Annotated in this window: 20 protein-coding genes and 2 tRNA genes; 21 read left to right on the top strand and 1 reads right to left on the bottom strand. The window is 59.2% G+C overall.

The annotated features are described in order from the left end of the window. Nucleotides 1-5: 5 nt before the first annotated feature. From dnaK to CFII68_RS03520, 7 genes are all read left to right on the top strand, one after another. Nucleotides 6-1,958 (top strand): molecular chaperone DnaK, encoded by a 1,953-nt coding sequence (gene dnaK / locus CFII68_RS03490; protein WP_256211756.1) that lies wholly within the window; start codon nucleotides 6-8, stop codon nucleotides 1,956-1,958. A 321-nt stretch (nucleotides 1,959-2,279) separates the two neighbouring features. Then, nucleotides 2,280-3,404, top strand: coding sequence for a molecular chaperone DnaJ (gene dnaJ / locus CFII68_RS03495; protein ID WP_014336569.1), 1,125 nt, complete (start codon nucleotides 2,280-2,282; stop codon nucleotides 3,402-3,404). Between the two features lie 9 nt (nucleotides 3,405-3,413). Continuing rightward, nucleotides 3,414-4,220 (top strand): 4-hydroxy-tetrahydrodipicolinate reductase, encoded by an 807-nt coding sequence (gene dapB / locus CFII68_RS03500; protein WP_014336570.1) that lies wholly within the window; start codon nucleotides 3,414-3,416, stop codon nucleotides 4,218-4,220. 255 nt (nucleotides 4,221-4,475) lie between these two features. Further along, nucleotides 4,476-5,612 carry a glutamine-hydrolyzing carbamoyl-phosphate synthase small subunit gene (carA, locus tag CFII68_RS03505; RefSeq protein ID WP_018612875.1) on the top strand — a complete coding sequence of 379 codons (1,137 nt, stop codon included), beginning with the start codon at nucleotides 4,476-4,478 and terminating at the stop codon, nucleotides 5,610-5,612. Between the two features lie 105 nt (nucleotides 5,613-5,717). After that, nucleotides 5,718-8,939, top strand: coding sequence for a carbamoyl-phosphate synthase large subunit (gene carB, locus CFII68_RS03510; RefSeq protein WP_014336571.1), 3,222 nt, complete (start codon nucleotides 5,718-5,720; stop codon nucleotides 8,937-8,939). 2 nt (nucleotides 8,940-8,941) lie between these two features. Beyond that, nucleotides 8,942-9,418 carry a transcription elongation factor GreA gene (gene greA / locus CFII68_RS03515; RefSeq protein WP_027911987.1) on the top strand — a complete coding sequence of 159 codons (477 nt, stop codon included), beginning with the start codon at nucleotides 8,942-8,944 and terminating at the stop codon, nucleotides 9,416-9,418. A 28-nt stretch (nucleotides 9,419-9,446) separates the two neighbouring features. After that, nucleotides 9,447-9,851, top strand: coding sequence for a hypothetical protein (locus CFII68_RS03520; RefSeq protein WP_018612870.1), 405 nt, complete (start codon nucleotides 9,447-9,449; stop codon nucleotides 9,849-9,851). 10 nt (nucleotides 9,852-9,861) lie between these two features. Here CFII68_RS03520 and CFII68_RS03525 read toward each other — a convergent pair whose 3' ends face one another. Continuing rightward, complete coding sequence (locus tag CFII68_RS03525; protein ID WP_018612868.1) at nucleotides 9,862-10,170, bottom strand: YhbY family RNA-binding protein; 309 nt, start codon at nucleotides 10,168-10,170, stop codon at nucleotides 9,862-9,864. Nucleotides 10,171-10,275: 105 nt separating this feature from the next. Here CFII68_RS03525 and rlmE point away from each other — a divergent pair, with 105 nt between their 5' ends. From rlmE to rpsO, 14 genes are all read left to right on the top strand, one after another. Continuing rightward, complete coding sequence (gene rlmE, locus CFII68_RS03530) at nucleotides 10,276-10,908, top strand: 23S rRNA (uridine(2552)-2'-O)-methyltransferase RlmE (RefSeq protein WP_003177853.1); 633 nt, start codon at nucleotides 10,276-10,278, stop codon at nucleotides 10,906-10,908. A gap of 200 nt (nucleotides 10,909-11,108) precedes the next feature. Then, the gene (ftsH, locus tag CFII68_RS03535; RefSeq protein WP_018612866.1) at nucleotides 11,109-13,019 is read left to right on the top strand and encodes an ATP-dependent zinc metalloprotease FtsH; all 1,911 of its coding nucleotides are present in this window, start codon (nucleotides 11,109-11,111) and stop codon (nucleotides 13,017-13,019) included. An 8-nt stretch (nucleotides 13,020-13,027) separates the two neighbouring features. After that, the gene (folP, locus tag CFII68_RS03540) at nucleotides 13,028-13,879 is read left to right on the top strand and encodes a dihydropteroate synthase (protein WP_018612864.1); all 852 of its coding nucleotides are present in this window, start codon (nucleotides 13,028-13,030) and stop codon (nucleotides 13,877-13,879) included. 16 nt (nucleotides 13,880-13,895) lie between these two features. Beyond that, entirely contained in the window at nucleotides 13,896-15,233 is a 1,338-nt protein-coding gene (gene glmM, locus CFII68_RS03545) for a phosphoglucosamine mutase (protein WP_018612862.1), read from the top strand. A 66-nt stretch (nucleotides 15,234-15,299) separates the two neighbouring features. Beyond that, on the top strand, nucleotides 15,300-16,055 hold the full coding sequence (tpiA, locus tag CFII68_RS03550) for a triose-phosphate isomerase (protein ID WP_018612860.1): 756 nt from the start codon (nucleotides 15,300-15,302) through the stop codon (nucleotides 16,053-16,055). Nucleotides 16,056-16,059: 4 nt separating this feature from the next. Further along, nucleotides 16,060-16,443, top strand: coding sequence for a preprotein translocase subunit SecG (gene secG / locus CFII68_RS27215; protein WP_025211789.1), 384 nt, complete (start codon nucleotides 16,060-16,062; stop codon nucleotides 16,441-16,443). 21 nt (nucleotides 16,444-16,464) lie between these two features. Continuing rightward, nucleotides 16,465-16,550 (top strand) — tRNA-Leu (locus tag CFII68_RS03555). 97 nt (nucleotides 16,551-16,647) lie between these two features. Beyond that, nucleotides 16,648-16,724, top strand: a tRNA-Met gene (locus tag CFII68_RS03560). A gap of 140 nt (nucleotides 16,725-16,864) precedes the next feature. Continuing rightward, complete coding sequence (rimP, locus tag CFII68_RS03565; protein ID WP_024617718.1) at nucleotides 16,865-17,323, top strand: ribosome maturation factor RimP; 459 nt, start codon at nucleotides 16,865-16,867, stop codon at nucleotides 17,321-17,323. 59 nt (nucleotides 17,324-17,382) lie between these two features. Then, a complete protein-coding gene (gene nusA, locus CFII68_RS03570; protein WP_003177868.1) occupies nucleotides 17,383-18,864 on the top strand; it encodes a transcription termination factor NusA in 1,482 nt (493 codons plus the stop codon). A 27-nt stretch (nucleotides 18,865-18,891) separates the two neighbouring features. Next, entirely contained in the window at nucleotides 18,892-21,420 is a 2,529-nt protein-coding gene (infB, locus tag CFII68_RS03575) for a translation initiation factor IF-2 (RefSeq protein ID WP_018612853.1), read from the top strand. 159 nt (nucleotides 21,421-21,579) lie between these two features. Continuing rightward, nucleotides 21,580-21,981, top strand: coding sequence for a 30S ribosome-binding factor RbfA (rbfA, locus tag CFII68_RS03580; protein WP_003177871.1), 402 nt, complete (start codon nucleotides 21,580-21,582; stop codon nucleotides 21,979-21,981). 3 nt (nucleotides 21,982-21,984) lie between these two features. After that, nucleotides 21,985-22,902 carry a tRNA pseudouridine(55) synthase TruB gene (gene truB, locus CFII68_RS03585; RefSeq protein ID WP_018612849.1) on the top strand — a complete coding sequence of 306 codons (918 nt, stop codon included), beginning with the start codon at nucleotides 21,985-21,987 and terminating at the stop codon, nucleotides 22,900-22,902. Between the two features lie 143 nt (nucleotides 22,903-23,045). Beyond that, complete coding sequence (gene rpsO, locus CFII68_RS03590; RefSeq protein WP_018612847.1) at nucleotides 23,046-23,315, top strand: 30S ribosomal protein S15; 270 nt, start codon at nucleotides 23,046-23,048, stop codon at nucleotides 23,313-23,315. Nucleotides 23,316-23,389: the final 74 nt, after the last annotated feature.

The raw sequence follows: 23,389 nt of genomic DNA, 5'->3' as shown, positions 1-23,389 counted from the left end.
CACTGCTGCGGCAACCAAATCCAAGTTCCGGGAGAGTTAACATGGGCAAGATTATCGGTATCGACCTGGGGACCACCAACTCGTGCGTCTCCGTGCTGGAAAACGGCAAGGCCAAAGTCATCGAAAACGCTGAAGGCGCGCGTACCACGCCGTCGATCATCGCTTACGCCAATGATGGCGAGATTCTGGTTGGCCAGTCGGCCAAGCGTCAGGCAGTGACCAATCCGCATAACACCCTGTACGCGGTGAAGCGTCTGATCGGTCGCAAGTTCGACGAAGAAGTCGTCCAGAAAGACATCAAGATGGTGCCTTACAAAATCGCCAAGGCTGACAACGGCGACGCCTGGGTTGAAGTGAACGGCCAGAAAATGGCACCGCCACAGATCTCGGCTGAAATCCTCAAGAAAATGAAGAAAACCGCCGAAGATTACCTCGGCGAAGCGGTGACTGAAGCGGTCATCACTGTTCCTGCCTATTTCAACGACAGCCAGCGCCAGGCGACCAAAGACGCCGGCCGCATCGCGGGCCTGGACGTAAAACGTATCATCAACGAACCAACCGCGGCCGCTCTGGCCTACGGCATGGACAAGGCCAAAGGCGATCACACCGTGATCGTCTACGACCTGGGTGGCGGTACCTTCGACGTCTCCGTGATCGAGATCGCTGAAGTCGATGGCGAGCACCAGTTCGAAGTGCTGGCAACCAACGGTGACACGTTCCTCGGTGGTGAAGACTTCGACATCCGCCTGATCGACTACCTCGTCGACGAGTTCAAGAAAGAAAGCGGCATGAACCTCAAGGGTGACCCGCTGGCCATGCAGCGCCTGAAAGAAGCCGCTGAAAAAGCCAAGATCGAACTGTCCTCGAGCCAGTCGACCGACGTGAACCTGCCGTACATCACTGCAGACGCCACCGGTCCTAAGCACCTGAACGTAAAAATCTCCCGCGCCAAGCTCGAAGCGCTGGTGGAAGACCTGGTTCAGCGCACCATCGAACCTTGCCGCATCGCCATGAAAGACGCCGGTATCGACGTTGGTTCGATCAACGACGTGATCCTGGTTGGCGGTCAGACCCGTATGCCACTGGTTCAGAAACTGGTGACCGATTTCTTCGGTAAAGAAGCACGTAAAGACGTCAACCCTGACGAAGCTGTTGCCATGGGTGCTGCTATCCAGGGCGCGGTATTGGCTGGTGACGTGAAAGACGTTCTGCTGCTCGACGTCAGCCCGCTGACCCTGGGTATCGAAACCATGGGCGGCGTGATGACCGCGCTGATCGAGAAGAACACCACGATTCCTACCAAGAAATCGCAAGTGTTCTCGACGGCCGACGACAACCAGGGTGCAGTGACCATTCACGTACTGCAAGGTGAGCGTAAGCAAGCCGCACAGAACAAGTCCCTGGGCAAGTTCGACCTGGCCGAGATTCCACCAGCACCACGTGGCGTGCCACAAATCGAAGTGACCTTCGACATCGACGCCAACGGCATCCTGCACGTCGGCGCGAAAGACAAGGCTACCGGCAAGACTCAGTCGATCGTGATCAAGGCCAACTCCGGTCTGTCCGAGGAAGAAATTCAGCAGATGGTTCGCGATGCTGAAGTCAACGCCGAGGAAGACCGCAAGTTCGAAGAGCTGGCCAGCGCCCGCAACCAGGGCGATGCCTTGGTGCACTCGACCCGCAAGATGATCGCTGATGCTGGCGAGAAAGTGACCGCGGAAGAGAAAACCGCCATCGAAGCGGCCGTGGTTGCCCTGGAAGCTGCTGTAAAAGGCGACGACAAGGCGGCCATCGAGGCGAAGATCGAAGAGCTGTCCAAGGTCTCCGCGCCAGTGGCTCAGAAGATGTACGCCGAACAGGCTCAGCCTGCCGAAGGCGCTGCTGCGCAGGGCGAATCGGCCGAGAAAGCCGACGACGTCGTTGACGCCGAGTTCGAAGAAGTGAAAGACCACAAGTAATCGCTTGTTGGTCGGCCGGTTGACTGCATTTGTGCGGTGGCTGGTAGGATGTCGCCGCGCGGGAGCTTGCTCCCGCGTTGGCGTGTCTGGAGCTAATGAATTTTTACAGCATGCGACGGTGTTCGGGTGCTGGCGGTGTGTTCGGGAATGCTCCTGCTTTCCGAGCGACATGCACCGCGTTTTGGCCGGGTCCCTGGCTGAAAGAAATATGACCAGGATCGTTGAATTGACGTGAGTTGGGTCCGGGCCTGTATTGGGGCTCAACGAGTTTGGCAAGGTTCAGGAGAGGTTTGCCGGACGTCCATGAGAGTGCAAAGACCAATGGCAAAGCGTGACTTTTACGAAGTATTGGGTGTCGAGCGGGGGGCCAGCGAGGCGGACCTGAAAAAGGCCTATCGTCGCCTGGCGATGAAGCACCACCCGGACCGTAATCCCGACGATAAAGCGTCGGAAGAGATGTTCAAGGAAGCCAACGAGGCTTACGAAGTACTGTCTGATTCGAGCAAGCGCGCGGCGTATGACCAGTACGGGCATGCCGGTGTCGACCCGAGCATGGGCGGCGGCGGTGCCGGTTTTGGCGGCCAGAACTTCTCCGATATTTTCGGTGATGTGTTCAGCGATTTCTTCGGCGGTGGTCGCGGCGGTGCCCGTGGTGGCGCCCAGCGTGGCAGTGACCTGCGCTACACGCTGGAGTTGAACCTGGAAGAAGCGGTGCGCGGTACCACCGTCAATATCCGTGTTCCGACACTGGTCAATTGCAAGCCGTGCGATGGCTCGGGTGCCAAGAAGGGCTCCTCGCCTGTTACCTGCCCAACCTGCGGCGGTATTGGCCAGGTTCGCATGCAGCAGGGCTTCTTCTCGGTGCAGCAGACCTGCCCGCGTTGCCATGGCCAAGGCAAGATCATTTCCGACCCGTGCGACTCCTGCCACGGCGAAGGGCGTGTCGAAGAGTACAAGACGCTGTCGGTCAAAGTACCGGCCGGTGTCGACACCGGTGACCGCATTCGCCTGTCCGGCGAAGGCGAGGCGGGTGCCCAGGGCGGCCCGACCGGCGACCTGTATGTGGTCATCAACGTGCGCGAACATGCGATTTTCCAGCGCGACGGCAAGCACCTGTTCTGCGAAGTGCCGATCAGCTTCGTCGATGCGGCCTTGGGTGGCGAGCTTGAGATCCCGACCCTCGACGGTCGCGTCAAGCTGAAGATCCCCGAGGGCACGCAGACCGGCAAGCAGTTCCGGATCCGTGGCAAAGGCGTCGCGCCAGTGCGTGGCGGTGGTGCGGGCGACCTGATGTGCCGCGTGGCGGTGGAGACTCCGGTCAACCTGGGTCGGCGTCAGCGTGAGCTGTTGGAAGAATTCCGCAACTCGCTGGCGGATGACAACAGCCACTCCCCGAAAACCACCGGTTGGTTCGAAGGCGTGAAACGCTTCTTCGGCGACCTGTAAGGAGTTCGCATGCGACGTATAGCTGTGATGGGCGCTGCGGGGCGCATGGGCAAGGCACTGGTCGAGGCGGTGCAGCAGCGCTCGCCGCTTTCCGGCCTGACGGCGGCCATCGTTCGGCCCGACAGTACGCTGGTGGGCGCCGATGCGGGCGAGCTGGCCTCGCTGGGGCGTATCGGCGTGCCGATGTCCGGCGGCCTGGAGAAGGTGCTCGACGAGTTCGACGTGCTGATCGACTTCACCCTGCCGGACGTGATGCTGAAAAACCTCGCGATCTGCCGCAAGCACGGCAAGGCCATGGTGATCGGTACGACGGGGTTGGATGCTGCCCAGAAGCAATTGCTGGCCGATGCGGGCAAAGATATTCCGATCGTGTTCGCGGCGAACTTCAGCGTGGGTGTGAACCTGTCGCTGAAGCTGCTGGACATGGCGGCCCGGGTCTTGGGTGACGATGCGGATATCGAAATCATCGAGGCGCATCACCGGCACAAGATCGACGCGCCTTCGGGAACGGCCTTGCGCATGGGCGAAGTGATTGCCGATGCGCTGGGTCGCGATCTGCAGGAAGTGGCCGTGTATGGGCGCCAGGGGCACACCGGTGCGCGTGAGCGCAGCACCATCGGTTTCGCCACTGTGCGTGGCGGTGATGTGGTGGGCGACCACACCGTGCTGTTCGCCACTGAAGGCGAGCGCCTGGAGATCACCCACAAGGCATCGAGCCGGATGACTTTCGCCAAGGGGGCGGTACGTGCCGCGCTGTGGCTGGATGGCCGCGAGCCTGGTTTGTACGATATGCAGGACGTTCTCGACCTGCGTTGATGCCCTTAAGTGCGGGGTTCAGGTTATACTGCGCCCCGTTTTACACCGCTTCGCGACGTCCTGTCGCATTCCCCTGCCTTTAAGGCTCATTAGCGGTGGACCAAAAAAGCCTTTTTCTGTAAGCTACAGCTTTAGTGTGTCCACTAAAAGCGCGCAGAATAATTCAGTGAACAAGCGGGGTGACGTGTCCATACGTCACTCCGCTTTTTTACAATCTGCGATCGCCCTTTCAGGCTTTATTTACGGGAGGTCTTCTTGACTAAGCCAGCCATACTCGCCCTTGCTGATGGCAGCATTTTTCGCGGCGAAGCCATTGGAGCCGACGGTCAGACCGTTGGTGAGGTGGTGTTTAACACCGCAATGACCGGCTATCAGGAAATTCTTACCGATCCTTCCTACGCCCAACAAATCGTTACCCTGACTTACCCGCACATCGGCAACACCGGCACCACGCCGGAAGACGCCGAGTCTGATCGTGTCTGGTCCGCCGGCCTGGTCATCCGTGACTTGCCGCTGGTAGCGAGCAACTGGCGTAACACGATGTCCTTGTCCGACTACCTGAAAGCCAACAACGTCGTGGCGATCGCCGGTATCGACACCCGTCGCCTGACCCGCATCCTTCGGGAAAAAGGCGCGCAGAACGGCTGCATCATGGCCGGCGACAACATTTCCGAAGAAGCCGCCATCGCCGCTGCCCAGGGCTTCCCCGGCCTCAAGGGCATGGACCTGGCGAAAGTCGTCAGCACCAAGAAGCAGTACGAATGGCGCTCCACGGTCTGGGACCTGAAGACCGACAGTCACGCGACGATCGAGGCTTGCGAGCTGCCTTACCACGTGGTGGCCTACGACTACGGCGTCAAGCTGAACATCCTGCGCATGCTGGTCGAGCGTGGTTGCCGCGTCACCGTGGTGCCGGCCCAAACCCCGGCTGCCGACGTCCTGGCCCTCAAGCCCGACGGTGTGTTCCTGTCCAACGGCCCGGGTGACCCGGAGCCTTGCGACTACGCGATCCAGGCGATCAAGGACGTGCTGGAAACCGAGATCCCGGTATTCGGTATCTGCCTCGGTCACCAACTGCTGGCCCTCGCTTCGGGCGCCAAGACCTTGAAGATGGGGCACGGCCACCACGGTGCCAACCACCCCGTGCAGGACCTGGACACCGGCGTGGTGATGATCACCAGCCAGAACCACGGTTTCGCGGTGGACGAAGCTACCCTGCCGGCCAACGTGCGCGCGATTCACAAGTCGCTGTTCGACGGCACGCTGCAAGGTATCGAGCGTACCGACAAGAGCGCGTTCAGCTTCCAGGGCCACCCTGAAGCCAGCCCGGGCCCGAACGATGTGGCGCCGCTGTTCGATCGCTTCATCAACGAGATGGCCAAGCGACGCTGACCGCGAGAAGCCCGAGGGCGGCCCCGAGCGCGGCGGCCCCTTCGGGCGCTTCAAAGATTGTTCGACGGCCTAGCCGACTGACCTGCGGATTTGAGTGACAAACCCATGCCAAAACGTACAGACATAAAAAGCATCCTGATTCTCGGCGCTGGCCCGATCGTGATCGGCCAGGCCTGCGAATTCGACTACTCCGGCGCCCAGGCCTGTAAGGCCCTGCGCGAAGAGGGCTACCGCGTCATCCTGGTGAACTCCAACCCGGCCACCATCATGACCGACCCGGCCATGGCCGACGCCACCTACATCGAGCCGATCAAGTGGCAGACCGTTGCCAAGATCATCGAGAAGGAACGCCCGGACGCGCTGCTGCCGACCATGGGCGGCCAGACCGCGCTGAACTGCGCCCTGGACCTGGAACGCGAAGGCGTCCTGGAGAAGTTCGGTGTGGAAATGATCGGCGCCAACGCCGACACCATCGACAAGGCCGAAGACCGTTCGCGCTTCGACAAGGCGATGAAATCCATCGGCCTGGACTGCCCACGCTCGGGCATCGCCCACAGCATGGAAGAGGCCAACGCTGTCCTGGAACGCCTTGGCTTCCCGTGCATCATCCGTCCGTCCTTCACCATGGGCGGCACCGGTGGCGGCATCGCCTACAACCGTGAAGAGTTCGAAGAAATCTGCGCCCGTGGTCTCGACTTGTCGCCGACCAAGGAACTGCTGATCGACGAATCCCTGATCGGCTGGAAAGAATATGAAATGGAAGTTGTCCGCGACAAAAAGGACAACTGCATCATCGTCTGCTCCATCGAGAACTTCGACCCGATGGGCGTGCACACCGGTGACTCGATCACCGTCGCACCAGCCCAGACCCTGACCGACAAGGAATACCAGATCCTGCGTAACGCCTCCCTGGCGGTGCTGCGTGAGATCGGCGTGGAAACCGGCGGCTCCAACGTCCAGTTCGGCATCTGCCCGAACACCGGTCGCATGGTGGTCATCGAGATGAACCCGCGGGTATCCCGTTCGTCGGCCCTGGCGTCCAAGGCCACCGGTTTCCCGATTGCCAAGGTCGCGGCCAAGCTGGCCGTGGGCTACACCCTGGACGAGCTGTCGAACGACATCACCGGCGGCAAGACCCCGGCGTCCTTCGAACCGTCCATCGACTACGTCGTCACCAAGCTGCCACGCTTCGCCTTCGAGAAGTTCGCCAAGGCTGACGCCCGCCTGACCACCCAAATGAAGTCGGTCGGTGAAGTCATGGCCATCGGCCGGACCTTCCAGGAGTCCTTGCAGAAAGCCCTTCGCGGTCTGGAAGTGGGCGTCTGCGGCCTCGATCCGAAGCTGGACCTGGCCGACCCGGAAAGCATGAGCGTGCTCAAGCGCGAGCTGACCGTGCCGGGCGCCGAGCGCATCTGGTACGTGGCCGACGCCTTCCGCGCCGGCATGACCGTCGAGCAGATCTTCGGCATGAACATGATCGACCCTTGGTTCCTGGTACAGATCGAAGATCTGATCAAGGAAGAAGAGAAGGTCAAGACCCTGGGCATGTCCAGCATCGACCGCGACATGATGTACCGCCTCAAGCGCAAAGGCTTCTCCGACATGCGCCTGGCCAAGCTGCTGGGTGTGACCGAGAAGAGCCTGCGCACGCATCGCCACAAGCTGGAAGTGTTCCCGGTCTACAAGCGCGTCGACACCTGCGCGGCCGAGTTCGCCACCGACACTGCGTACCTGTACTCCACGTACGAAGAAGAGTGCGAAGCCGCGCCATCGACTCGCGACAAGATCATGATCCTGGGTGGCGGTCCTAACCGGATCGGCCAAGGCATCGAGTTCGACTACTGCTGCGTACACGCGGCACTGGCCCTGCGCGACGACGGTTACGAGACCATCATGGTCAACTGCAACCCGGAAACCGTGTCCACCGACTACGACACCTCCGATCGCCTGTACTTCGAGCCAGTGACCCTGGAAGACGTGCTGGAAATCGTCCGCGTCGAGAAGCCAAAAGGCGTGATCGTCCAGTACGGTGGCCAGACCCCGCTGAAACTGGCGCGTGCCCTTGAAGCCGCCGGCGTGCCGATCATTGGCACCAGCCCGGATGCGATTGACCGCGCCGAAGACCGTGAGCGCTTCCAGCAGATGGTCGAGCGCCTGAACCTGCGCCAGCCGCCAAACGCTACCGTGCGCAGCGAAGACGAAGCGATTCGTGCCGCCGCCAAGATCGGTTACCCGCTGGTGGTGCGTCCGTCCTATGTACTGGGCGGCCGTGCGATGGAAATCGTCTATCAGGAAGACGAGCTCAAGCGCTACCTGCGTGAAGCGGTCCAGGTCTCCAACGACAGCCCGGTGTTGCTGGATCACTTCCTCAACTGCGCCATCGAAATGGACGTGGACGCGGTCAGCGATGGCAAGGACGTGGTGATCGGCGCGATCATGCAGCACATCGAACAAGCGGGCGTTCACTCCGGTGACTCCGCTTGCTCGCTGCCGCCTTACTCGCTGCCGGCGCACATCCAGGACGAGATGCGCGAGCAGGTCAAGAAAATGGCCCTGGAACTGGGCGTTATCGGCCTGATGAACGTGCAACTGGCCCTGCAGGGCGAAGACATCTACGTCATCGAAGTCAACCCGCGCGCTTCCCGGACCGTACCGTTCGTCTCCAAGTGCATCGGTGTTTCCCTGGCGATGATCGCTGCACGGGTCATGGCGGGCAAAACCCTGAAGGAACTGAATTTCACCAAGGAAATCATTCCGAACTTCTACAGTGTGAAAGAGGCGGTGTTCCCGTTCGCCAAGTTCCCTGGCGTCGATCCGATCCTCGGCCCAGAGATGAAGTCCACCGGTGAAGTGATGGGTGTGGGCGATACCTTTGGTGAAGCCTTCGCCAAGGCCCAGATGGGTGCCAGCGAAGTGTTGCCGACTGGCGGCACGGCGTTCATCAGCGTGCGTGATGACGACAAGCCACTGGTTGCAGGCGTAGCCCGTGATCTGATCAACTTGGGCTTCGAAGTGGTCGCCACTGCCGGTACTGCCAGGCTGATCGAAGCGGCAGGCCTGAAAGTGCGCCGCGTGAACAAGGTGACCGAGGGGCGTCCGCACGTGGTCGACATGATCAAGAATGACGAAGTCACGCTGATCATCAACACCACCGAAGGTCGCCAGTCGATCGCCGACTCCTACTCCATTCGTCGCAATGCGCTGCAGCACAAGATCTACTGCACCACGACCATTGCTGCGGGCGAAGCGATCTGCGAAGCGCTCAAGTTCGGTCCCGAGAAGACCGTGCGTCGCTTGCAGGATCTACATGCAGGATTGAAGGCATGAGCATAACCAAGTACCCGATGACAGTTCAGGGCGCGAAGGCCCTGGAAGAAGAACACGCTTTCCTGACCAAGGTCGAGCGTCCCCGCTTGAGCCAGGCAATTGGTGAAGCGCGTGAGCTGGGCGATCTCAAGGAAAACGCTGAATACCACGCTGCCCGAGAGGAGCAGGGGATGGTCGAGGCGCGTGTCCGTGATATCGAAGGTCGCATGCAGAATGCGGTGATCATCGATGTCACGACGATCCCGCACACCGGCAAGGTGATCTTTGGCACTACCGTGGAAATCGCCAACGTCGAGACCGATGAAAGCGTCACTTACCAGATCGTGGGAGAGGACGAGGCAGACATCAAGCTCGGCAAGATCTCCGTTGGTTCGCCCATCGCTCGCGCCTTGATTGCCAAGGAAGAGGGCGATGTGGTGGTGGTGAAGACGCCAGGTGGTGTCATCGAGTATGAGATTGTCGAAGTCCGTCACATCTGAACGAAGGTGCCCGCTGCGAGCGGGCGCCATGCTCTGGCAGCTCACCCAGATGTTGTGGGTGGGCGGTGTCTGGTTGTTGCACGTCGGTTTGCTGCCGGTGCTGGGTCGAGTCGGCCTGGCACCGCTGCTCATCGATGAAATCGCAGGCATGCTGACGGCGCTGCTGGTGGGTTTTTCCGCGGCGTGCGTAATGTTTCAGGCTTTGGTGCTGGTTCAGGCCGAGGGCCTTGCCAGTCTATGGCGCGACATTCGTGGGCAATTGTTGCTCATGTCGTTGTACGCGTGCGGGATGTTCTTCGCGGTGCGTCTCGGCTGGCCGGATGCGAGCCAGTGGCAGGCATTCAGTTACCTGGTGCTGGGTTTTTCCGGATTGGTGCTGGTGTTGCAACCGGTTCCCGGCTGGAGTGGCAGGGTGCGCGAAGCACACCCTTGACCCTTTGACATCACTTGAAGCGGTGAACGTTCGACAGTTGCTTGTTGACGCTGAAATTCTTGCGATAAATCAGTGCCATCTTGCCGATGACCTGCACCAGGTCGGCCTTGCCGGTCTTGCACAGTTCGGCAACGGCAGCCAGGCGGGCTTCGCGATCGAGGATGTTGAGCTTGATCTTGATCAGCTCGTGATCGCCCAATGCGCGTTCCAGTTCGGCGAGTACACCTTCAGTCAAACCGTTGTCAGCCACAGTCAAAACCGGTTTCAGATAGTGGCCAATGGATTTGTATTGTTTCTTCTGCTCTTGAGTGAGCGGCATAATCTGACCCCTGCGTCTGATCTTGTAAAAAGCGGCGGCCAGTTTACCCGAGCAAGTCCGGGACCGCCCACTTAATCACGACCCGTTTTATTTTTGAGGTGGCCCGTGGCCCGTTCCAAGACAAGTCTTAAATGGCTGCAAGAGCATTTCAACGACCCATTCGTGAAAATGGCGCAAAAAGACGGGTATCGTTCCCGTGCCAGCTACAAGCTGCTGGAGATTCAGGAAAGAGACCGTTTGATCCGTCCAGGCATGAGCGTGATCGACTTGGGCGCCGCCCCGGGTGGCTGGTCCCAAGTGACCAGTCGTCTGATTGGTGGGCAAGGCACCCTGATCGCTTCCGATATCCTGGAAATGGACAGCATCCCGGATGTGACCTTCATTCAGGGCGACTTTACCGAGGACGCCGTACTGGCGCAGATCCTTGAAGCGGTTGGAAAAAACGAGGTGGACCTTGTGATTTCCGATATGGCCCCCAATATGAGTGGACTGGCATCTGTTGATATGCCGCGATCGATGTTCCTGTGCGAGTTGGCACTGGATCTTGCGACTCGGGTGTTGAAGCCAGGTGGTGATTTTTTGATCAAGGTCTTCCAGGGTGAAGGCTTCGACGAATACCACAAGAGCGTGCGCAAGCAGTTCGAGAAGGTCACGACGCGCAAGCCGAAATCATCGCGTGATCGCTCCCGTGAGCAGTACCTGCTGGGCCGTGGCTTCCGTGGTCGCAGTGAGGAATAAGAGGTTTTTCGACCGGGGCGATAGGTTTTTCGTATTTCGTCCCGTGAGCATTAGCGAATACTGTGTAGAAAGTGTTTCACAAAGGGTTACAGACGGCGCCTGCCAGAGTCGTAGGTAATGTAGTAAGTTAGGCCGGTGAATATCATGCGAAGCACGCGCCAGTAGCGGAGCTTGCTTCAGAGGGTAGTTAATTGAACGATATGGCAAAGAATCTGATCCTGTGGTTGATCATCGCCGCTGTCCTTGTGACCGTGATGAACAACTTCTCCAGTCCTAACGAGCCGCAGACCCTCAACTATTCCGACTTCATCCAGCAGGTCAAGGATGGCAAGGTCGAGCGTGTAGCCGTTGATGGCTATGTGATTACCGGCAAGCGCACCGATGGCGACAGCTTCAAGACCATTCGTCCGGCAATCCAGGACAATGGCCTGATCGGCGATCTGGTGGACAACCGTGTCGTGGTCGAAGGCAAGCAGCCTGAGCAGCAAAGCATCTGGACCCAGCTCCTGGTCGCCAGCTTCCCTATCCTGGTGATCATCGCCGTGTTCATGTTCTTCATGCGCCAGATGCAGGGTGGCGGTGGAGGCAAGGGCGGGCCGATGAGCTTTGGCAAGAGCAAGGCTCGGCTGCTTTCCGAAGACCAGGTGAAAACCACCCTGGCCGACGTCGCAGGTTGCGACGAAGCCAAGGAAGAAGTGGGCGAGCTGGTCGAGTTCCTGCGTGATCCGGGCAAGTTCCAGCGTCTGGGCGGCCGTATCCCGCGCGGCGTACTGATGGTGGGCCCACCAGGTACTGGTAAAACCTTGCTGGCCAAGGCGATTGCCGGTGAAGCCAAGGTGCCGTTCTTCACGATTTCCGGTTCCGACTTCGTCGAAATGTTCGTCGGCGTGGGCGCCAGTCGTGTTCGCGATATGTTCGAGCAGGCCAAGAAACACGCGCCATGCATCATCTTCATCGACGAAATCGACGCCGTCGGTCGCCACCGTGGCGCCGGCATGGGTGGCGGTCACGACGAGCGTGAACAGACCCTCAACCAGTTGCTGGTCGAGATGGACGGTTTCGAAATGAACGACGGCATCATCGTGATTGCCGCCACCAACCGTCCTGACGTACTTGACCCTGCGCTGCTGCGTCCAGGTCGTTTCGACCGTCAGGTCGTGGTGGGGTTGCCGGATATTCGCGGCCGCGAGCAGATCCTCAAGGTTCATATGCGCAAGGTGCCAATGGGTGACGACGTCGCCCCGGCAGTCATCGCGCGTGGTACGCCGGGCTTTTCCGGCGCCGACCTTGCGAACCTGGTCAACGAAGCGTCGCTGTTTGCTGCTCGTACCGGCAAGCGCGTCGTGGAAATGAAGGAATTCGAGCTGGCCAAGGACAAGATCATGATGGGCGCGGAGCGCAAATCCATGGTCATGTCGGAGAAAGAAAAGCAGAACACTGCGTATCACGAGGCGGGTCACGCGATCGTCGGTCGTGTCGTGCCTGAGCATGATCCGGTCTACAAGGTCTCGATCATCCCGCGTGGTCGTGCCCTGGGCGTGACCATGTTCCTGCCGGAAGAAGATCGCTACAGCTTGTCCAAGCGTGCATTGATCAGCCAGATCTGTTCGTTGTACGGCGGCCGTATCGCTGAAGAGATGACGCTGGGCTTCGACGGTGTGACCACTGGCGCGTCCAACGACATCATGCGTGCGAGTCAGATCGCCCGGAATATGGTCACCAAGTGGGGCCTGTCCGAGAAGTTGGGGCCGCTGATGTATGCCGAAGAAGAGGGGGAAGTATTCCTCGGTCGTGGTGGCGGTGGCCAGCATGCAAGCTTCTCTGGCGAAACGGCCAAGCTGATCGATTCCGAAGTGCGCAGCATCATCGACCAGTGCTACGGCACAGCCCGGCAGATTCTCACGGACAACCGTGACAAGCTCGATGCCATGGCCGATGCCCTGATGAAGTACGAAACCATCGATGCCGAGCAGATTGACGACATCATGGCGGGTCGCGTACCTCGCGAGCCTCGTGACTGGTCGGGTGGTACTGGCACCTCCGGTACACCTCCGGCTGTACAGGGTGAGCGTCCGGAAACACCGATTGGCGGTCCGGCCGCTGATGTCTAAGGCTTGAAATGACTTCTGTTCAGTCCTCGACCCGGTTGCCTTGCGGCAACCGGGTTCTTGATTTGGCCCATGCGCATGTCATGGGCATTCTCAATGTCACGCCTGATTCCTTTTCCGATGGTGGTCGATTCAGCCAGCTCGATGCTGCGCTGCGGCATGCCGAGGCCATGGTGGTCGCGGGCGCAACGCTGATCGATGTGGGTGGTGAATCGACCCGGCCGGGCGCACGTGCGGTCTCGCCTACCGAAGAGTTGGAGCGAGTGGCGCCGATTGTCGAGCGTATCCATCGTGAACTTGATGTCATTATCTCGGTCGATACGTCCACGCCTGCGGTCATGCGTGAGACTGCGCGACTGGGGGCGGGCCTGATCAATGATGTTCGGTCCTTGCGGCGCGATGGAGCCCTGGATGCGGCGGCGGCCACCGGGTTGCCGGTGTGCCTGATGCATATGCTCGGTGAGCCGGGGACCATGCAGAATGACCCGCACTATGATGATGTAACCAGGGAAGTGAGTGAATTCCTGGCGGAGCGTCTGGACCAGTGTGCCGCCGCGGGCATTCCCGCCGAGCGGATCATTCTTGACCCCGGGTTCGGCTTTGCCAAGACTCTGGCTCACAACCTGAGCCTGTTCAAGCATATGGAAGCCTTGCATGCCCTGGGGCGGCCCCTGTTGGTTGGGGTCTCGCGAAAGAGCATGATAGGCAATGCCTTGGGCCGCCCGGTGGGCGAGCGCCTGTATGGCGGTCTCGCCCTTGCGGCCTTGGCCCTTGCCAAAGGTGCACGCATATTGCGCGTGCACGATGTAGCCGAGACGATGGATGTCGTGCGGATGATCGCAGCTGTGGATTCAGCCGAATAAGAATGACGGAGCACTTATGAGCAAGAAATACTTTGGCACCGACGGTATTCGTGGTCGGGTCGGCGAATACCCTATTACCCCTGATTTCATGCTCAAGCTCGGCTGGGCGGCCGGCATGGCGTTCCGCAAAATGGGCGCGTGCAAGGTGCTGGTCGGCAAGGACACGCGAATTTCCGGCTACATGTTCGAATCGGCACTCGAAGCCGGCCTGACATCGGCGGGTGCCGATGTGATGCTGCTGGGCCCGATGCCGACGCCAGCCATTGCCTACCTGACGCGTACGTTCCAGGCCCAGGCAGGCATCGTGATCAGTGCCTCGCACAACCCGCATGATGACAACGGCATCAAGTTCTTCTCCGGCCAGGGTACCAAGCTGCCGGATGATATCGAGCTGATGATCGAAGAGCTGCTGGACACGCCGATGACTGTGGTTGAGTCGAGCAAGATCGGCAAAGTGTCGCGGATCAACGATGCGTCGGGTCGCTACATCGAGTTCTGCAAAGGCAGTGTGCCGACCGGCACCAGTTTTTCCGGCCTGAAAATCGTCGTCGATTGCGCACACGGGGCAACCTATAAGGTCGCGCCGAGCGTCTTTCGCGAGCTGGGCGCCGAGGTGGTGGTGCTTTCCGCCCAGCCTAATGGCCTGAACATCAATGACAACTGTGGTTCCACCCATACCGAGGCGTTGCAGGCTGCGGTGCTGGCCGAGCAGGCTGATCTGGGGATCGCTTTCGATGGCGACGGTGATCGGGTCCTGATGGTTGACCATACCGGTACGGTCGTCGATGGTGACGAGCTGCTGTTCATCATTGCTCGCGACCTGCATGGGCGTGGCAAGCTGCAGGGCGGCGTGGTCGGTACGTTGATGAGCAACCTCGGCCTTGAACTGGCCCTGGCGGACCTGGATATCCCGTTCGTGCGGGCTAACGTGGGTGACCGCTACGTGATCTCGGAGCTGCTGGAGCGCAACTGGGTGATCGGTGGCGAGAACTCCGGCCACATCGTGTGCTTCGACCATACCACCACGGGTGATGCGATCATTGCGGCCCTGCAAGTGCTGATGGCACTCAAGGCGCGTAACGAAGGGCTTGCGCAGTCGCGCCAGGCATTGCGCAAATGCCCGCAAGTGTTGATCAACGTGCGTTTCGGTGGCGGTGTAAATCCTCTCGAGCATGCGAAGGTCAAGCAGGCCAGTGAGCGTGTGACGCAGGCAATGGCCGGGCGTGGGCGCGTGTTGTTGCGCAAGTCCGGCACAGAGCCTTTGGTGCGTGTCATGGTCGAAGGAGAGGATGAAGCGCAAGTTCGCGGTTATGCCGAAGAGCTGGCAAAACTGGTTACTGAAGTTTCTGCCTGAATTCGGCTTGCCAGTCATGAATCGGTTGGGTAACATCTGCGCCCACTTTGACCGACGAGGTACAGCATGCGTCGCCCTATGGTAGCTGGTAACTGGAAGATGCACGGTACCCGCGCCAGCGTCGCTGAGCTGATCAATGGCCTTCGTCATCTGGCCTTGCCTAGCGGTGTTGATGTCGCGGTATTCCCGCCTTGCCTGTATATCAACCAAGTGGTTGATGGCTTGAAAGGTAAATCGATTTCGGTCGGTGCGCAGAATTCTGCGGTGGAATCCATGCAAGGTGCGCTGACAGGCGAGATTGCGCCGAGTCAGTTGGTGGATGCAGGTTGCTCCCTGGTCCTGGTCGGGCACTCCGAGCGTCGCCAGATCATGGGCGAGCAGGACAAGACCTTGATCCGCAAGTTTGCTGCGGCTCAGGCCTGCGGTCTGATTCCGGTGTTGTGCGTAGGGGAAACCCTCGAGCAGCGTGAAGCCGGCAAGACCCTTGAAGTTGTCGGGCGTCAGCTGGGCAGCATCATCGAAGACCTGGGTGTCGGTGCTTTTGCAAAGGCGGTCATTGCTTACGAGCCGGTCTGGGCCATTGGCACCGGGCTGACTGCTTCGCCGCAACAGGCGCAGGATGTGCATGCAGCCATCCGCGCACAGTTGGCGGCAGAGAATTCTGAAGTGGCACGAGGTGTGCGGCTTCTATACGGCGGCAGCGTGAAGGCGGCCAATGCGGTCGAACTGTTCGGCATGCCGGATATCGATGGGGGGCTCATTGGTGGAGCGTCCCTGAATGCAGATGAGTTCGGTGCGATTTGTCGCGCCGCGGGAAACTGAAAAAATGCTGGAAACAGTCGTAGTCGTTTTTCATCTGCTGGGTGCACTGGGCGTAGTTGCTCTCGTATTGCTGCAGCAGGGTAAAGGTGCGGATGCTGGTGCGTCTTTCGGTGCAGGTGCTTCAAATACTGTGTTCGGAAGCCAAGGTTCCTCTACCTTTCTTAGTAAGTTTACTGCTATACTTGCCGCCGGTTTCTTCATAACCAGCTTAGGGTTAGGTTACTTTGCTAAAGAGAAAGCTCATGAGCTGACTCAAGTAGGTTTGCCAAACCCAGCGGTACTGGAAGCGCCAAAGCAACAACCGGCTTCTGATGATGTCCCGGTGCTTCAAGAGCAAAAGTCGGCCAACCCGGCGACTGACGTACCTCCAGCTCAAGAGCAGAAGTAAGAAGGTTTCAAACGCTGTATTGCCGAGGTGGTGGAATTGGTAGACACGCAACCTTGAGGTGGTTGTGCCCATAGGGTGTAGGGGTTCGAGTCCCCTTCTCGGTACCAATTATCAGGAGAGCCCGCGATTGCGGGCTTTCTTGTAGGTGGAAGGGTTACATTGACCCTGTAAGGGATCGGTCGTATACTTCCGCCCCAGCTTTGTCGCGGGATGGAGCAGTCTGGTAGCTCGTCGGGCTCATAACCCGAAGGTCGTCGGTTCAAATCCGGCTCCCGCAACCAGTTTCAGGGGCCCCTTCCAAGGGGCTTTTTGTTAGCTGGACACTTTACAACGCCGCTGTTCGACGGCGTTTCAGGGATGGGCGATTCGCCCATTTTTTTTTATTTGCACAGCATGCACAAACATGCACGAGGGGGTTCAGGTGTCGAGCAAGCTAGAACAGTTGCAGGCCTTGTTGGCCCCGGTGGTCGTGGCCCTTGGCTATGAATGCTGGGGTATTGAGTTCTCGGCTCAAGGTCGCCACTCACTGTTGCGCGTTTATATCGATAAGGAAGGCGGCGTGTTGGTGGATGATTGCGCCATCGTCAGCCGTCAGATCAGCGGTGTACTGGATGTTGAAGATCCAATCACCTCCGAATACACCCTTGAAGTTTCCTCGCCTGGCATGGAGCGCCCCCTGTTCACAATTGAACAGTTCGCTTCGTTTGCCGGTGAACAAGTGAAGATCAAGCTGCGCTCGCCTTTCGAAGGTCGACGCAACTTCCAAGGCCTTCTGCGCGGTGTAGAAGAGCAGGACGTCGTGGTGCAGGTAGATGACCATGAGTTCCTGTTGCCGATCGATATGATCGACAAGGCCAACATTATTCCCAGTTTTGACTGATACGTGCCAGATACTGCGGATCCCGCGGATCCAATGGCTTGCGAAAGGCGAGGCGTACGATGAGCAAAGAAGTACTGCTGGTTGTTGAGTCGGTATCCAATGAAAAGGGCGTACCGGCTAACGTTATTTTTGAAGCGCTGGAGCTGGCTCTGGCCACTGCTACCAAGAAGCGGTTTGAAGACGAAGTTGATTTGCGTGTGGAAATCAATCGCCACACCGGTGCCTACGAGACTTTCCGTCGCTGGACGGTGGTCGAGGAAGCCGACCTGGACGATCCGGCTATCGAAACCTGGCCGAGCAAGGTTGCAGAAACGCATCCGGGCGCCAAGGTCGGTGATGTAGTAGAAGAAAAAATCGAGTCCATTGAGTTCGGTCGCATCGCTGCACAGACTGCCAAGCAGGTTATTGTGCAGAAAGTTCGCGAAGCCGAACGCGCGCAAGTTGTCGACGCTTATCGCGAGCGCCTGGGGGAAATCATCTCCGGTACCGTGAAAAAAGTGACCCGCGACAACGTGATCGTCGACCTGGGCAACAACGCCGAAGCGTTGCTGGCTCGCGAAGACATCATCTCTCGCGAAACTTTCCGGGTTGGCGTGCGCTTGCGTGCGCTGCTCAAGGAAATCCGCACCGAGAATCGCGGCCCGCAGCTGATCCTGTCGCGTACAGCGCCGGAAATGCTGATCGAGTTGTTCCGCATCGAAGTGCCGGAAATTGCCGAAGGCCTGATCGAAGTGATGGCCGCCTCCCGTGATCCGGGTTCGCGTGCCAAGATCGCGGTCCGCTCCAAGGACAAGCGCATCGACCCGCAAGGTGCCTGCATCGGCATGCGTGGTTCGCGTGTCCAGGCCGTATCCGGCGAGTTGGGCGGCGAGCGCGTGGACATCGTCCTGTGGGACGACAACCCGGCTCAGTTCGTGATCAATGCCATGTCGCCTGCTGAAGTGGCGGCAATTATCGTCGACGAAGATGCCCACGCCATGGACATCGCCGTTGGCGCAGACAATCTGGCTCAGGCCATCGGTCGCGGTGGTCAGAACGTGCGTCTGGCCAGCCAGTTGACTGGCTGGACCCTGAACGTGATGACCGAATCGGACATCCAGGCTAAGCAGCAAGCTGAAACCGGTGACATCCTGCGCAACTTCATCGAAGAGCTTGAAGTCGATGAAGAGCTGGCACAGGTGCTGGTGGATGAAGGCTTTACCAGCCTGGAAGAGATTGCCTACGTACCGGTGGAGGAAATGCTCAACATCGACGGCTTTGACGAGGAGATCGTCAACGAGCTTCGCGCTCGGGCCAAGGATCGTTTGTTGACCAAAGCCATCGCTACTGAGGAAAAGCTGGCAGACGCCCATCCGGCCGAAGACCTGCTCTCGCTTGAGGGTATGGACAAGGATTTGGCGATGGAACTGGCGGTGCGCGGCGTAATTACCCGCGAAGACCTGGCCGAGCAGTCTATTGACGATCTGCTCGACATCGACGGCATTGACGATGATCGTGCCGGCAAGTTGATCATGGCCGCCCGAGCCCACTGGTTCGAGTAATTAGGCGCGGCCTGAGGAGAGAAGTGCATGACGCAAGTCACGGTGAAACAACTGGCCGATGAGGTCAAAACACCGGTAGAGCGCCTGTTGCAGCAGATGCGTGAGGCAGGTCTGCCGCACACCGCCGCCGAGGAACATGTGACCGACAGTGAGAAGCAGTCCCTGCTGACTCACCTGAAGAGCAGTCACAAGGCGAAAGTGGAAGAACCGCGCAAGATCACTCTGCAGCGTAAAACCACCAGCACCCTGCGTGTTGCCGGTAGCAAAAGCATCAGCGTTGAAGTACGCAAGAAGAAAGTCTTCGTACAGCGCAGCCCGGAAGAAATCGAAGCCGAGCGCAAACGCGAACAGGAAGAACGTCGCGCAGTAGAAAATGCTGCTCGTCAGAAGGCTGAAGAAGAAGCCAAGCGTCGCGCCGAAGAAGAAGCGCGCCGCCAGCCTGCTGCTGCGCAAGCCGCTACTAACGACGCCGTTGCAGCGCCTGCTGCAGTTGCCGAGCCAGTACGCGAAAGCGCACCGGTTGTAGCCGCTGCTCCAGCACCGTCTGCTGACGTTCGCAACAAGCAGAACGAACAGCGCCGTCCGGACAAGCCACGTGCCGACGATAACAGTCGTCGTGGTAGCGGTGATGGTGAGCGCAAAAACGCTCCGCATCGTGCCTCGGTCAAAGAGAAAGCGCCTGCTCCACGCGTTGCCCCACGTACTACCGACGAAGAAAGCGATGGCTTCCGTCGTGGTGGTCGCGGCAAGGCCAAGCTGAAGAAGCGCAACGCCCACGGTTTCCAGAGCCCTACCGGCCCTGTCGTGCGTGATGTGCAGATCGGCGAGACCATCACTGTTGGCGATCTCGCCAATCAGATGTCGGTCAAGGCTGCTGAAATCATCAAGTTCATGTTCAAACTGGGTACTCCAGCGACCATCAACCAGGTGCTTGATCAGGAAACTGCTCAACTGGTAGCCGAAGAACTGGGCCACAAAGTGACTCTGGTCAGCGATACCGCCCTGGAAGACTCCCTGGCTGAGTCCCTGAAGTTTGAAGGTGAGACGTTCTCCCGTGCGCCAGTCGTGACCGTAATGGGCCACGTTGACCATGGTAAGACTTCGCTGCTCGACTACATCCGTCGTGCCAAGGTAGCTGCTGGCGAAGCCGGCGGTATCACCCAGCACATCGGTGCGTACCACGTTGAAACTGACCGCGGCATGGTCACTTTCCTCGATACCCCGGGTCACGCCGCGTTTACCGCAATGCGTGCTCGTGGTGCCAAGGCGACTGACATTGTGATTCTGGTCGTTGCAGCGGACGACGGCGTAATGCCGCAGACCATTGAAGCGGTCCAGCACGCCAAGGCTGCCGGCGTTCCACTGGTTGTTGCAGTGAACAAAATCGACAAGCCGGGCGCTGATCTCGATCGCATCCGTAGCGAACTGTCGGTTCACGGCGTGACCTCGGAAGAGTGGGGCGGCGACACCCCGTTCGTATCGGTTTCGGCGAAAGTCGGTACTGGTGTGGACGAGTTGCTCGAAGCTGTTCTGCTGCAAGCTGAAGTTCTGGAACTGAAAGCGACTCCTTCGGCTCCAGGCCGAGGCGTCGTGGTTGAATCGCGCCTCGACAAAGGTCGTGGTCCGGTTGCTACCGTTCTGGTTCAAGACGGTACCCTGCGCCAAGGCGACATGGTGCTGGTCGGTTCGAACTATGGCCGTGTACGTGCCATGCTCGACGAGAACGGCAAGCCAATCAAGGAAGCCGGTCCTTCCATCCCTGTCGAGATCCTCGGCCTGGACGGTACCCCGGACGCTGGCGACGAGATGAGCGTGCTGTCGGACGAGAAGAAAGCCCGTGAAGTGGCTCTGTTCCGTCAAGGCAAGTTCCGCGAAGTCAAACTGGCTCGCGCTCACGCCGGCAAGCTGGAAAATATCTTCGAGAACATGGGCCAGGCAGAGAAGAAGACGCTTAACATCGTCCTCAAGTCCGATGTCCGTGGTTCGCTGGAAGCGTTGAACGGTGCCTTGAACGGCCTGGGTAACGACGAAGTGCAAGTGCGTGTTGTCGGTGGCGGTGTCGGTGGTATCACCGAGTCCGACGCCAACCTGGCACTGGCCTCCAACGCTGTACTGTTCGGCTTCAACGTGCGTGCCGATGCCGGCGCTCGCAAGATCGTCGAGCAGGAAGGCCTGGATATGCGTTACTACAACGTGATCTACGACATCATTGAAGACGTCAAGAAAGCCCTCACCGGTATGCTGGGCAGCGATGTTCGCGAGAACATCCTGGGTACCGCTGAAGTGCGTGACGTGTTCCGTTCGCCGAAGTTTGGCGCGATCGCTGGCTGCATGGTGATCGAGGGTGTTGTTCACCGTAACCGTCCGATCCGTGTACTGCGTGAAGACATCGTGATCTTCGAAGGCGAGCTGGAATCCCTGCGCCGCTTCAAGGATGACGCTTCCGAAGTACGTGCTGGCATGGAATGCGGTATTGGCGTCAAGAGCTACAACGACGTCAAGGTCGGCGACAAGATCGAAGTCTTCGAGAAGGTCCAGGTTGCTCGCAGCCTCTGACTCGCGCACTTCAAGAGCCGCGCCGGGCAGCCGCATGAACATGCGCTGCCTTGCTGGCGGACTCTAAACGCAACGCCCGGTCTGGCTTTTGCCAGGCCGGGCGTTTGCCGCTTTCAGACCTCGCGGGTTTCACCGTGGGGCAGTAACAGGTAACAAGACATGGCAAAAGAGTACAGCCGTACCCAACGAATCGGCGATCAGATGCAGCGTGAGCTGGCCCAACTGATCCGTCGTGAAGTCAAAGACCCGCGCGTCGGCCTGGTCACCATTACCGCAGTGGAAGTCAGCCGTGACGTCGGTCACGCCAAGATTTTCATCACCGTGATGGGCCAGGACAGCGCCGAAGAAATCGCCCAGAGCATCAAGGTGCTCAACTCGGCCGCCGGCTTCCTGCGTATGCAGCTGGCCCGGGAGATGAAGCTGCGCAGCGTTCCACAGTTGCACTTCCACTACGACGAAAGCGTCGTGCGTGGTGCGCATCTGTCGGCCCTGATCGAACGCGCCGTGGCTGAAGACAGTCAGCACCCGGTTGCGGCTGAACCCGAAGACACCAAGGAGTAATCGGTGGCTCAGGTCAAACGTATCCGTCGTAACGTCAGCGGTATCATCCTGCTCGACAAGCCGCTGGGGTTCACGTCCAACGCGGCGTTGCAGAAGGTTCGCTGGCTGCTCAATGCTGAAAAGGCCGGGCACACCGGTAGCCTCGATCCGCTGGCCACCGGCGTGCTGCCGCTGTGCTTTGGCGAGGCGACCAAGTTCTCCCAGTACCTGCTCGATTCCGACAAGGGTTATGAAACCCTGGCGCAACTGGGCAAGACCACCACCACGGCGGATGCCGAAGGTGAGGTTTTGCTGGAGCGCCCGGTGACCGTTGGTCAGGCCGATATCGAAGCGGTGTTGCCGAAATTTCGCGGGCAAATCAGTCAGATACCGCCGATGTACTCGGCTCTGAAGCGTGATGGCCAGCCGCTGTATAAACTGGCTCGTGCAGGCGAAGTAGTGGAGCGTGAACCGCGTTCTGTTACTATTGCGCGCTTGGAATTGCTGGCCTTTGACGGTAATACTGCGCGGCTGGTCGTGGATTGCAGCAAGGGCACCTATATCCGCACCCTGGTGGAGGATATTGGTGAACAGCTCGGCTGTGGCGCGTACGTGGCAGAATTGCGACGGACCCAGGCCGGGCCTTTCACGTTGGCCCAGACGGTCACGTTGGAAGAGCTTGAAGCGGTACATGCCGAAGGCGGCAACGAAGCGGTCGACCGTTTCCTGATGCCATCGGACAGCGGGTTGCTGGATTGGCCGCTGTTGCAGTTCTCGGAACACAGTGCGTTCTACTGGCTCAACGGCCAGCCGGTACGTGCCCCGGATGCGCCGAAGTTCGGCATGGTCCGGGTGCAGGATCATAATGGTCGCTTCATCGGTATCGGTGAAGTGAGCGAAGACGGGCGCATTGCGCCGCGTCGACTGATTCGGTCGGAATGACCGGAACCAGCCTGCGTAACAGCAGGTTGGCGAGTGTGGCTGTTAACAGGCACGGTCACTACTCATTTATAGATACAGGGATTTGTCCCTGGCCTGTTGAAGCTGTTTCCTTGAAACAGTTTCCTGACTAAAAGGATTGCCTCATGGCTCTCGACGTTCAAGAAAAAGCTCAAATCGTAGCTGACTACCAGCAAGCTGTTGGTGACACTGGTTCGCCAGAAGTGCAAGTTGCACTGCTGACCCACAACATCAACAAACTGCAAGGTCACTTCAAGGCCAACGGTAAAGATCACCACTCCCGTCGTGGTCTGATCCGCATGGTAAACCAGCGTCGTAAGCTGCTGGACTACCTGAAAGGCAAGGACCTGAGCCGTTACAGCGCTCTGATCGCTCGCCTGGGTCTGCGTCGCTAATCAGCGATTGCGCTAGAGGTTGGTGGTCTGTCGTACGTCAGTGGGTTTCCCGCTGGCGCATGGCAGGCTCCCAG

The organism is Pseudomonas sp. CFII68 (assembly GCF_000416195.1).
Taxonomy (GTDB): Bacteria; Pseudomonadota; Gammaproteobacteria; order Pseudomonadales; family Pseudomonadaceae; genus Aquipseudomonas; species Aquipseudomonas kilonensis.
The sequence above is the reverse complement of the archived record's forward strand: the minus strand, read 5'-3'. Positions and strand labels throughout refer to the sequence as shown.